This is a genomic window from Parabacteroides sp. AF21-43 (assembly GCF_003635435.1).
Taxonomy (GTDB): domain Bacteria; phylum Bacteroidota; class Bacteroidia; order Bacteroidales; family Tannerellaceae; genus Parabacteroides; species Parabacteroides distasonis.
In genome coordinates this window covers 55,140-67,128 of the sequence record NZ_QTMG01000016.1, presented here as the reverse complement: position 1 = coordinate 67,128, position 11,989 = coordinate 55,140, and the positions used below count along the sequence as shown (strand labels likewise).

Annotated in this window: 10 protein-coding genes; 7 read left to right on the top strand and 3 right to left on the bottom strand. The window is 48.7% G+C overall.

Annotated features, from left to right (window positions below; translation table 11 throughout):
- The first annotated feature begins 91 nt into the window (after positions 1 to 91).
- Positions 92 to 2,398, top strand: a complete 2,307-nt coding sequence (locus DWX84_RS12425; RefSeq protein ID WP_121961063.1) for a GH92 family glycosyl hydrolase — start codon at positions 92 to 94, stop codon at positions 2,396 to 2,398.
- Positions 2,399 to 2,458: 60 nt separating this feature from the next.
- On the opposite strand, the gene DWX84_RS22100 is transcribed toward DWX84_RS12425, so the two are convergent.
- Positions 2,459 to 2,593 carry a hypothetical protein gene (locus DWX84_RS22100; protein ID WP_005858250.1) on the bottom strand — a complete coding sequence of 45 codons (135 nt, stop codon included), beginning with the start codon at positions 2,591 to 2,593 and terminating at the stop codon, positions 2,459 to 2,461.
- A gap of 133 nt (positions 2,594 to 2,726) precedes the next feature.
- On the opposite strand from DWX84_RS22100, the gene DWX84_RS12420 reads away from it, so the two are divergent.
- Genes DWX84_RS12420 through DWX84_RS12405 form a run of 4 tightly spaced genes read left to right on the top strand, consistent with a single transcriptional unit; the run spans position 2,727 to position 7,886 of the window.
- Complete coding sequence (locus DWX84_RS12420) at positions 2,727 to 3,725, top strand: isoaspartyl peptidase/L-asparaginase family protein (protein WP_008778111.1); 999 nt, start codon at positions 2,727 to 2,729, stop codon at positions 3,723 to 3,725.
- 33 nt (positions 3,726 to 3,758) lie between these two features.
- Positions 3,759 to 5,129 (top strand): DNA repair protein RadA, encoded by a 1,371-nt coding sequence (gene radA, locus DWX84_RS12415; protein WP_036610374.1) that lies wholly within the window; start codon positions 3,759 to 3,761, stop codon positions 5,127 to 5,129.
- Positions 5,130 to 5,142: 13 nt separating this feature from the next.
- Positions 5,143 to 6,747 (top strand): NAD(P)/FAD-dependent oxidoreductase, encoded by a 1,605-nt coding sequence (locus DWX84_RS12410; protein ID WP_008774174.1) that lies wholly within the window; start codon positions 5,143 to 5,145, stop codon positions 6,745 to 6,747.
- Positions 6,748 to 6,764: 17 nt separating this feature from the next.
- Positions 6,765 to 7,886 carry a glycoside hydrolase family 43 protein gene (locus DWX84_RS12405; RefSeq protein ID WP_229103512.1) on the top strand — a complete coding sequence of 374 codons (1,122 nt, stop codon included), beginning with the start codon at positions 6,765 to 6,767 and terminating at the stop codon, positions 7,884 to 7,886.
- Here the strand turns inward: DWX84_RS12405 and DWX84_RS12400 are convergent.
- Together DWX84_RS12400 and DWX84_RS12395 are read right to left on the bottom strand one after the other, a co-directional pair.
- The gene (locus tag DWX84_RS12400; protein ID WP_008774176.1) at positions 7,880 to 8,269 is read right to left on the bottom strand and encodes a hypothetical protein; all 390 of its coding nucleotides are present in this window, start codon (positions 8,267 to 8,269) and stop codon (positions 7,880 to 7,882) included. The genes DWX84_RS12405 and DWX84_RS12400 overlap by 7 nt on opposite strands.
- Before the next feature lie 12 nt (positions 8,270 to 8,281).
- Positions 8,282 to 9,091 carry a peptidylprolyl isomerase gene (locus tag DWX84_RS12395; RefSeq protein ID WP_008779516.1) on the bottom strand — a complete coding sequence of 270 codons (810 nt, stop codon included), beginning with the start codon at positions 9,089 to 9,091 and terminating at the stop codon, positions 8,282 to 8,284.
- Positions 9,092 to 9,199: 108 nt separating this feature from the next.
- Here DWX84_RS12395 and DWX84_RS12390 point away from each other — a divergent pair, with 108 nt between their 5' ends.
- Both DWX84_RS12390 and DWX84_RS12385 read left to right on the top strand, forming a co-directional pair.
- Positions 9,200 to 10,876 (top strand): putative transporter, encoded by a 1,677-nt coding sequence (locus DWX84_RS12390; RefSeq protein WP_048928404.1) that lies wholly within the window; start codon positions 9,200 to 9,202, stop codon positions 10,874 to 10,876.
- Between the two features lie 243 nt (positions 10,877 to 11,119).
- On the top strand, positions 11,120 to 11,977 hold the full coding sequence (locus DWX84_RS12385) for an ROK family protein (RefSeq protein WP_036629002.1): 858 nt from the start codon (positions 11,120 to 11,122) through the stop codon (positions 11,975 to 11,977).
- Positions 11,978 to 11,989: the final 12 nt, after the last annotated feature.

The following is an 11,989-nucleotide window of genomic DNA, read 5'->3' as shown; positions in this document are numbered from 1 at the left end:
AGGATTCCACCGAATTCTCGTCTTGATGAAAAAAGATTTTCTCCTTGATGAAAAAAGATTCTCATCATAATGAAAAAAGATTTTCACCCCGATGAAAATAGAAAGTTTTCCCCGTAAACTGTTTCTCTTTCGAAATAATTTATGTATGTTTGCTCAAACTCAAAACGAATTGCATAACATGAAGCACATGTCTATATTGGCGGTCTCTTTGCTGGCACTCGTGGCCTGCACGCCTGAAAAGAAACAGGAGGCGGATTACTCGCAGTATGTGAACCCCATGATCGGTACGGATTTTACCGGCAATACCTACCCGGGAGCCCAACTTCCTTTTGGTATGGTACAATTGAGCCCGGATAACGGTTTGCCGGGTTGGGATCGCATCTCGGGGTATTTCTATCCGGATACGACGATCGCCGGCTTTAGCCATACGCACCTTTCCGGTACGGGGGCAGGCGATTTATACGATATCTCTTTTATGCCCGTGACCCGTCCTTATAAAGAGGCCCCTGCGCCGTTAGGCATTTACTCCACGTTCTCGCATAATGACGAGGCGGCTTCCGCAGGATATTACCGGGTATTGCTGAAGGATTATAACATTAACGTGGAGCTTACGGCTACCGAGCGTTGCGGTATCCAGCGGTATACCTTCCCGGAGGCCGAGGCTTCGGTATTCTTGAACTTGAAGAAGGCGATGAATTGGGACTTTACCTTGGATTCCAAGATCGAGGTGGTAGACTCTACGACGATTCGTGGATACCGCCTATCCCAAGGCTGGTCTCCCTTGCAGCATGTTTATTTCGAGACCCGTTTCTCTAAGCCTTTCGTGGCTTGTCATATGGATACGACTTCTATCGTGACCAAGGAAAAAGGTTGGATCGGTACGGCCTATGTGGCCCGTTTCGATTTCAATACGAAGAAGGATGAGGAAATCCTTGTCACGACCGGAATCTCTGGTGTCAGCATGGAGGGAGCGGGAAAGAATTTGCGTGCGGAAGCCCCGAAGGATGATTTCGATTACTATCAAGCGCAGGCTAGCGCGAATTGGAACCGACAGCTTTCCAAGATTGAGGTGAAGAGCCGGAATACGGACGATATGGTGAAATTCTATACGGCCTTGTATCATTCCATGATCGCCCCGACGATCTATAGCGACGTGGATGGTTCTTATTACGGTCCGGATCAGCAAATCCATAAAGCGGACGGATGGACGAATTACTCTACTTTCTCTTTATGGGATACCTACCGTGCCTCCCATCCGTTGTTTACGTATACGGAGCCGGAACGGGCGAATGATATGATCAAGGGTTTCTTGAAGTTCTATGAGCAGAACGGGGCTTTGCCTTTATGGAACCTTTATGGCTGGGAAACGAATATGATGATCGGTTATCATGCGGTGCCCGTTATCGTAGACGCTTATCTGAAAGGTATCGGTGATTTCAATGCCGAGAAAGCGCTGGAGGCTTGTATAGCGACAGCCAACCGGGATGACTATCGGGGTATCGGCGATTATAAGAAGTTGGGCTACGTACCGGCTTATAGCGATCCGAAAAAATGGGAGAACTGGTCTTTATCGAAGACCTTGGAGTATGCCTACGATGATTATTGCATCGCTAAGATGGCCGAGAAGATGGGTAAGAAAGAGATCGCCGACGAATTCTTTAAACGTTCACAGAATTATCATAATGTGTACAATCCGGCAACTTCCTTTATGCAGCCTCGTGATGAGAAAGGAAACTTTGCCGCTAATTTCAGCCCCGATGATTATACGGAAGATATTTGCGAGAGCAATGGTTGGCAATATTTCTGGTCCGTGCCGCAAGATTTGGACGGTTTGATCGGATTGGTAGGAAGTAAGGAACGTTTCGCCGAGAAATTGGATAGTATGTTTACCTATGTCCCCAAATCGGATGAGGAATTGCCTATCTTTAGTACAGGCATGATTGGTCAATATGCGCATGGAAATGAGCCGAGCCATCATGTGATCTACTTATATAATAAGGTCGGCCAGCCTTGGAAGACCCAGAAATACGTGGCTCAGGTATTACATGATTTGTATCTGAATGCCCCGGACGGTATTTGCGGTAATGAGGACTGTGGGCAGATGTCCGCTTGGTTTGTGTTTAGCGCCATGGGATTCTACCCGGTTGATCCGATCAGTGGCCAATATGAGATCGGCTCCCCGTTGTTCCCGGAAGTGAAGATGCATGTAGGTAATGGCAAGACCTTTATGGTTTTGGCTCCCGAGGTCTCTGCGGAGAATATTTATATCCAATCCGTGAAGCTGAACGGACAACCTTATGATAAGAGTTATATCACCCACGAGCAAATCATGAGCGGGGCGACATTGGAGTTCGTCATGGGCAGCCAGCCGGGACCGATATGGTATACGAACGAATGAAATAGCTCTCTATGATATAATGAAGAGAAGTGCCGTGGTCATATCGCCACGGCACTTTTTTTAATCCGGTTCATGCGAATCTTTCCCATAAGCCTTGACAATATCCTTTACGATGTACCAGAGTACGAACACGACCATTATGCTTCCGATCAATATCTTTCCCACTCTTATGATAGAATCGATGTATTCTTCCATAATGTTATTATTTAAGAGATTACCGTTCGAGGTAAATGTACGGATAAAAATCGGGAAATAAGTCTATGTCTCTAAGATAATTCAGATATTTGTTCTATTTTTGAACATTGTATAAATGATTAAATATAATAGCATGTTAAAACAAATGATAGCCTTGACGGCTTTGATGGTGTCATCCATTGCTTTTGCGCAAGACCGGGAGTATGTAATCGTGGTACATGGTGGTGCGGGGGCGATGGCCGGATTGGAGGAAGATCCGGTTAAGTCGGCTCAATATTACGCCGCATTGGACTCCGCTTTAATGATTGGAGATAAGGTCCTTTCTGCGGGAGGCGAGGGGCCGGAAGCGGTGATGGCCGTAATCAATTACTTCGAGGGAAATCCGTTGTTTAACGCCGGAATTGGTGCTACCTGTACGGCGGAGGGAACTTTTGAGTTGGACGCTTCCATCATGGAAGGCAAGGATTTAAGCGCAGGCGCTGTAGCTGGCTTAAAACACGTGAAGCATCCGATCAATGCCGCCTATGCCGTAAAGACAAAATCTCCGCATGTCATGCTGAGCGGAGCCGGTGCTGAGGAGTTCGCCAAGGAACAAGGCTTGGAAATGGTAGAAGACAATATGTATTTCGCTACGCCCAAGACGATGGAGTGGATCGAGAAGTTAAAGCAAGAAAGTAAGAAGAACGGTACGGTAGGCTGTGTCGTTCTGGATAAGCAAGGAAACTTAACGGCCGGGACCAGTACCGGCGGTATGTTCAAGAAACGTTGGGGGCGTATCGGTGATTCGCCCGTGATCGGGGCGGGAACGTATGCGGATAATAACAGTTGCGCCGTCTCCTGTACGGGGCATGGCGAGTATTTTATCCGTCATGCGGTAGCGTTCGATGTGTGTGCCCGCTATAAATACCTTAAGGAAAGCGTAGAGAAAGCGGCAGATTATATCATCCATACGGAATTGAATACGAACGCCGGCAACGGCGGCTTGATCGCCGTGGATAAACTAGGAAATATCGCCATGCCTTATAACAGTGGCGGTATGTTCCGCGGATTCTTGTATAAGGAGAAAGGTAGCCCGGAAATTAAGAAGGGCTGCGGTATCGGAAAGAAGATCGTTGTAGTAGGGGAAAAGTAGTTTTTTGTATCTTTACGCCAAATTCAAGATAGAATGGCGAAAACAAAAACCGTATATGTCTGCTCTAACTGTGGCGCTGATTCCCCGAAATGGCTGGGTAAATGCCCGAATTGTGGGGAGTGGAACACCTATGTGGAGGAGATCGTAACGAAGGAGCCTGCCGTGAAGCGGCCAGTTCCCGGTATTATGGAGGGCAATAAGATCCGTCCGGTGTTATTGCGTGATATAACGACGGAAGAGGAGGCCCGTATCGATTTAAAAGATGATGAATTAAACAGGGTCCTCGGCGGAGGCTTGGTAAAAGGCTCTTTGGTCTTGATCGGGGGAGAGCCGGGAATCGGAAAATCCACCTTGGTCTTGCAAACCGTGTTGGGCTTGACAGGCTTGAAAACCCTATATGTCTCGGGCGAGGAGAGCAGTCGCCAGTTGAAACTCCGGGCGGACCGATTATCGCATGATAATCCGAACTGTTTCATCTTATGCGAGACACATCTGGAACAGATTTTTACGCAAGCGGCCAATATCCAGCCGGACTTGATGATCATAGATTCCATACAAACCATCTTTACGGAAGTCGTGGAATCTTCCCCCGGCAGTGTTTCCCAAGTACGCGAGTGTAGCGCCGCTATCTTGAAATACGCCAAGGAAAGCGGTGTCCCGGTCTTATTGATCGGCCATATCAATAAGGAAGGCAGTATCGCCGGTCCGAAGGTATTGGAGCATATCGTGGATACGGTGTTGCAGTTTGAGGGCGATCAGCATTATATGTATCGTATCCTGCGGAGCATCAAGAACCGTTTTGGCAGTACGGCGGAACTAGGGATTTACGAGATGCGCCAGAACGGGCTTCGTGAGGTCAGCAATCCATCCGAGTTATTATTAACCCAGAATCATGAGGGACTGAGCGGTGTCGCCATCGCCGCCGCTATCGAGGGGGTACGTCCTTTCTTGATCGAGACGCAAGCCTTGGTCAGCTCGGCGGTTTACGGTACGCCGCAACGTAGCGCCACCGGATTCGATTTACGCCGAATGAATATGTTATTGGCGGTATTGGAGAAAAGGGCGGGTTTTAAGTTGATCCAGAAAGATGTTTTCCTGAATATCGCCGGAGGTTTGAAAGTGAATGATCCGGCTATCGATTTGGCGGTAATCAGTTCCATCCTTTCCTCTAGCTTGGATATCAGCATCGAGCCGGGTATTTGTATGGCCGGAGAGGTAGGCTTGTCCGGAGAGATCCGTCCGGTCAACCGTATTGAGCAACGTATCTTGGAGGCGGAGAAGCTGGGTTTCTCCCGGATTATCATTCCGCATAATAATCTAAAAGGTTTCGATACGGCGAAAAGTAAGATCCAAATCGTACAGGTAAAGAAAGTGGAGGAAGCCTTTCGGCAACTATTCGGTTAATATATAATAAACAATGATAAAAGAATTACAACTCAGGATATTGCCGGAAGAGGCTGTTAATGAGCAATCGCTAAGGCAAGTAGTAGCCCGTGAGACGGGTGAGGCTCCGAAAAATATCCGGGCCGTACGTGTATTGAAACGTTCGATAGACGCACGCCAGCGAACGATATTTGTCAACGTGAAACTGCGTGTTTTCATGAACGAGATGCCCAGCGAGCCGGAATATCAATCGATAGAGTATAAAGATGTCTCGGCAGGGAAACCTGTGATCGTCGTAGGAGCCGGTCCGGGAGGTCTGTTCGCTGCCTTGCGCTTGATAGAGTTAGGTTTGCGCCCCATCATCGTCGAGCGAGGTAAGGACGTGCGGGAACGCAAGAAAGATATCGCCTTGATCAGTCGTGAGCATAAGGTGAACGGAGAATCAAATTATAGTTTCGGTGAGGGCGGTGCCGGCGCTTATTCTGATGGAAAGCTGTATACCCGTAGCAAGAAAAGAGGCTCGGTAGATAAGATACTGAATATCTTTTGCCAGTTTGGGGCCAGTCCCTCTATCTTGGCGGATGCCCATCCGCATATCGGAACGGATAAGCTCCCCCGTGTGATCGAGAATATCCGGGAGCAAATCAAGCGATGCGGAGGTGAGGTACATTTCGAGACCCGTATGGATGCTTTTATCATGAAAGAGAACGAGGTGATCGGCATCGAGACGAATACGGGAAAGAGCTTTTACGGGCCTGTTATCTTAGCTACCGGCCATTCCGCCCGTGATGTCTATAACTATTTATACGAACGCCAGATCCAGATCGAGGCGAAAGGGATCGCGGTCGGTGTTCGTCTGGAACATCCTCAGGAATTGATCGACCAAATCCAGTATCATCGGAAAGAAGGTCGTGGGAAATATCTTCCTGCGGCAGAGTATAGTTTTGTGACGCAAGCGAATAACCGGGGCGTCTATTCCTTCTGTATGTGTCCGGGAGGTTTCGTGGTTCCTGCGGCGAGCGGACCTAAGCAGGTCGTGGTAAATGGAATGTCGCCTTCCAACCGGGGTTCCCGCTGGTCTAACTCAGGGATGGTGGTAGAGATCCGTCCTGAAGATTATTCCGAACTGGTAGGGCAGGAGGAGCTTTATCTTCGGAATGGCGAGAAGGTAGATGCGGATTCCCCATTAGCGTTGATGGCCTTTCAAGAACGTCTGGAAGAGGTCTGCTGGCTAAACGGAGGCATGAAGCAAACGGCACCCGCCCAGCGCATGGATGATTTCATGCGGAAGAAGAACTCTTTCGATTTACCGGTTTCGTCGTATACGCCGGGTCTGCTGGCCTCTCCGTTGCATTTTTGGATGCCGGAATTTGTGACCAGTCGCCTGCGGGAAGGTTTCCGTTATTTCGGTAAGGTCTCTAGAGGCTTCTTGACCAACGAGGCAACCATGATCGGCGTAGAGACCCGTACATCCGCTCCGGTTCGTATCCTCCGTGATCGGGATACCTATCAACACGTCACGGTAAAAGGTCTTTTCCCTTGCGGTGAGGGAGCGGGGTATGCGGGAGGAATCGTATCCGCCGCCATCGACGGGGAACGTTGTGCGGAAGGAGTGTATAATTTAGAATCCAATAAATAAGAAAAATGAAAAGTGGTATGAAAATAGGAATATCCCTTTGTCTGGGAGTTCTTATGTGTTTGAATGCGGGTTGTACGGGAAAGAAGTCTGCCGCGGAAGAGCCCGAGTTAACGTACAGTAATCCTTTGTCGGTCCAGTTTGGCGATCCATACGTATTGTTGGCCTCGGACGGACGTTATTATATGTATGGTACCGGTGCCGGGGCTGTAGACGGTTTTTGCGCCTATTCTTCCGATGATTTGATCCATTGGAAGTCGGAAGGGCAGGTTTATCGGGGCAATACGCCCGATTCTTGGGCAATCGCTAATTTCTGGGCGCCGGAAGTGTACGAGCGTGACGGGAAGTTCTATATGTTCTTCAGCGCGGATTGGCGGAAGAATCCGACCAACGAGGAGGAAAATTTCCGTATCGGCGTAGCTGTGTCGGATAAGCCGACCGGACCATTTAAGGAATTGGCCGATGCTCCTTTGTTTGATCCGGGATATCCTGTAATCGACGGAAACTTGATCGAGGATGAGGATGGCCGTACCTATCTCTATTATTCCCGTTGTTGCTATAAGCATCCGGTAGAAAGCGAGATCGCCGATGAGGCAAAGAAGAAAGGCATGTTCGACTCCGTTGAGGAAAGCTGGATTTACGGGGTGGAGGTCGCTCAGGATCTTACGCACGTAATTGGGGAACCCGTACTTCTGCTGCGTCCACCCGTAAAATTGGATGATGCGCAAAGTGAATGGGAAAGTCGCTCGGTTACCAAAGGGGAGGTCGGACGTCGTTGGACGGAAGGCTCTTTCATGCTACGTCACAACGGCTTGTATTATATGATGTATTCCGCTAATTATTTTGGCGGGGCAAATTATGCGGTGGGATATGCCGTGTCCGAACATCCGTTAGGACCGTTTGAGAAGGCATCTAATAATCCGGTGCTGGAGAAGAACGTGGAAAAAGGCGGTATCGTCACGGGTACCGGACATAATAGCGTTACTTGGTCGAAGGACGGAAAACAAATGTATTGCGTTTATCACGGGCGTACCCAGAAGACAGGGGATGAGCGGGTCGTATTCATCGATAAAATGCGAATCGATGAGAAGGGCCTTCTAGTCGTGGAAGGCCCTACCATCGATCCGCAATCAATTCAATAGTTATTTATCTCTTCCAGCAACGCCACTCGTTCCAATGAGAACGTAGTGTCGTTGCGTTGGATATATTCCAATAGCTCTTTCGCTCTTGCCCGGAGTTTTTTACCTTGCGCCTCCGGCAAAAGGAAACTTTCTTCCAGCAAGGTCTTGGCCGCCAGCTCCATGCGTTGGAGGCCGCACGAATCATCACCGTCCAGATAAGTGCGGATGCCGTCGATAGGCGTGTTCAGCAAGAAATCGTTATCCAGTTTTAAGGATGTGTAGACGGATTGGATTAACTCGGGGTTCTTGCGTGCCCCATCGTTGGAATTACGATTGAAGATGATCTGGGCGATCACTTTGCCCAGTTCCTCGATCTGTACCATGATGAAATCTCTCTTTAACATAGGAGTGGTGAATTATTCGATCGTTATACTTTGGATGCGGATGTCTTTCTTCGGACGGTCATTCTGGTCTTTCGGCTGGGTAGCGATCTGATCCAGAACGTCGAACCCCTCCGTCAGCTCCCCGAAGATCGTATAGGTGCCGTCTAGATGATGGCAACCGCCTACGGTGGTATAAGCCTTCCGTTGCTCATCCGTAAATAGCAAATGCCCGGGAGTTGCTTGAATAACGGAGTCTATCTGGGCGTTGATCATTCTCAATCGCTTCTGGTATTCCCGTTTGTTACTCATCTTTATCATATTCAACTCGGCACGGACCGGCGCGTAAAACTCCTTCAGGGCCTTTTGCCGGGCCGGATAGTTGGCGGTACGCTCTAACGTATCCAGTTCGGTTTCCCTATAGACCTTCCCCTGCACGATAAAGAATTGCGACATGTCCGATTTCTTTTGCGGGTTGACATCGTCCGGTTGGCGGGGAGCGGCCAAGGCTCCTTTCTTATGGAAATATTTCTCGTTGATCTCGGGCAGGATCTCGGCGGAGGGATCGCCAAAGCCGCATTTGGCACCGGCGGGAGCATTCTTGGAATCCGGGGCTCCTCCTTGGATCATAAACTCCGGCAGGACACGGGTGAATAAGGTCCCGTTGAAATCTCCCCGTTTCGCCCGTTCGATAAAAGTACGGGTGTGATTAGGCACATCATCGTACAGGATGGCCTTCATAGTACCTACATTGGTTTTAATAACTACCGTTTTTCCAGCTTCTTGCGCCGAGGTGGCTACCACGCAAAGGAACAGTGCTGATAAAATGTAATATATCTTTTTCATGTAATTTTAATTTGGAAGGTAAATATAGGTGTTATGTTGTAAAACACAAAGTAAATGCCTAACTTCGCGTCTTTATTAATAGGTAATAAGATTTTTAAAGATTTTAGCATGGATTGGATAAACGACTTATTATGGGGAGAAGGTATCGGGCATTCTATCCTTTTACTATCTTTCGTGATTGCCGCCGGCATTCAGTTGGGAAAGATAAAGGTGTTTGGGATTTCGCTTGGGATTACCTTGGTGTTGTTTGTAGGTATTATTTTAGGGCATTTGGGGTTTACGGTTAACCACAATGTGATTCATTTCTTTAAGGAATTTGGATTGATCTTATTTGTTTATTCGGTAGGTATGCAAGTCGGGCCGGGTTTCTTCTCGTCTTTTAGGCAGGGTGGAATCACGTTGAATATGCTTGCCTGTGGAATTGTCTTCCTTGGCGTGGCTACGGCTTTGGTATTGCATTTCGTGACAGGTATTCCGATGCCTACGATGGTGGGTATTTTATCGGGGGCGGTGACGAATACCCCCGGATTAGGTGCGGCTCAGCAGGCTTATTCCGATATGTACGGGGTTTCAGATAATACGATCGCCTTGGGTTACGCCGTGGCTTATCCGCTGGGCGTGATCGGTATTATTCTTTCGATCATTTTCGTACGTTACGTATTCCGTGTGAATTTCGATAAGGAGAATGACGATTTGAATAAGGAGGATGCCTCGCATACGAATGAGGCGAAACCGATCTCGCTGGTCGTAAAGAACCCGGCGGTTTTCGGTAAGACGGTAGGGGAGTTATCCGGTTTGATGGATCATCTGGATTTCGTGATTTCCCGTGTATGGCGTAATGATAACAAGCAGATCGAGATCGCTTCCGCCGGTACGATCTTGAATGAGGATGATAAGATTTTCGTGATCACGACCGATCAAGATGCCGAGTCCGTAAAGACATTCATTGGCGAGGAGATCGATATGGAGCGCAAGCAATGGATTCGTATGGAGAGCCAGTTTATCAACCGCCGTATCTTGATCACGAAACCGGAGTTGAACGGCAAGAAGCTGGGACAGTTGAAACTGCGTAAATTATATGGTATCAATATCACCCGTATCAACCGTGCGGGCGTGGACTTGGTAGCTACGCCGGCTCTGACGTTGCAGGTGGGCGACCGTGTGAATGTGGTGGGTACCGAGACGGCTGTCTCGAATGTAGAAAAGGTATTGGGTAACTCCTTGAAACGCTTGAACGAGCCGAACTTGATCACGATCTTTATCGGCATTGCCCTCGGTATTGTCTTGGGGAGTATTCCTATCACGTTCCCGGGCATTCCGCAACCGGTTAAGTTAGGTTTGGCGGGAGGTCCGTTGATCGTGGCGATCTTGATTAGCCGTTTTGGTTACCGTTATAAGCTGGTTACCTATACGACCCAGAGCGCTAACTTGATGTTGCGTGAGATCGGTATCACCCTCTTCCTCGCTTGTGTGGGTATCAGTGCCGGCGATGGTTTTGTGGATACGATCGTGAACAATGGTGGATTCGCTTGGATCGGTTACGGTTTCATTATCACAACGATTCCTTTGCTGATCATCGGTTGTGTAGGCCGTTATTTCTATAAGATCAATTATTTCACCTTAATGGGCTTGATCGCCGGTAGTACGACGGATCCGCCCGCTTTGGCTTACTCGAACGCTACGGCTGGAAACGACGCTCCTTCCGTAGGTTACGCTACGGTATACCCCTTGACCATGTTCTTGAGGGTACTTACGGCGCAATTATTGATCTTGTTCTTCGCTTGATGCGGTAGTTATAATGGTGCCGTCTTACACGTATATCGGCATTGCCTCACACGTATATCGACGTTGGCCTATGCGAGCGTAGGCGTGAGGCGATGTCGGTATACGTGCTGGATGGAGTTGACGCCGGGGAAAATAAAAAGCATAGATGTATTAAATTTATCAGTTTAAAAGGTGATGTTATTCGTAACATTGCCTTTTTTGTTAGCTTTGTGGGAGTATAATCTAATTAATATCGTGGAAAGAATGAGTGTAGAGAAGAAAAACGCTTATATCGGAGTGGATTTAGGGGGGACGAATATGCGTGCCGGCCGTATCGTAGGGGATCGATTAGTGGCTCAGGGGAGCGCCCCGACTCCCAAGGACGCCGCGGATTGCGAGGAGACATTGGAGGCTTTGATAGAGGTGATCCGTTCCGTGTGGGACGAGAGTGTGGTAGCTATCGGTATCGGTGTGCCGAGCGTGGTGGATCGTGAGAAGGGGATCGTATATAACGTGGTGAATATCCCGCATTGGGAGGAGGTACATTTGAAGGAGATCTTGGAGGCTTGCTTCTCCGTGCCGGTTTATGTGGATAACGACGCGAATTGCTTCGCTCTGGGTGAGCGTATCTTTGGCGAAGGAAAGACGGTTGATAACTTCGTGGGCCTCACCTTGGGTACGGGCTTGGGGGGTGGAATTATCCAGAATGGCAAGCTGTTGGCCGACGCTAATTGTGGCTCGGGAGAATTTGGCATGATTCCCTACCAAGGACAGATCTTGGAATATTTCTGTAGCGGTTCCTATTTCATGAACGTATGGGGCGTGGATGGGAAGGAGATGTACACCCGTGCGATGCGGAAGGACGAGCAGGCGCTGGAGGCTTACCGGCAGTTGGGCGTACATGTGGCCGCCGCTATCAAGATCGTGGTATTGACGGTAGATCCGGAGATGATCGTCTTCGGAGGCTCGGTGACCGCCGCCCATGAGTTGTTTGAGGAGAGCATGTATGAGGACTTGAAGGATTTCGCTTATCCGAACTCTATCAAGAACTTGAAGATACGTTTCTCTAAGCTGGAGAATCCGGGGCTATTCGGTGCCGCTTCCCTTTGTTATGATAAATAAAGACGGATAATC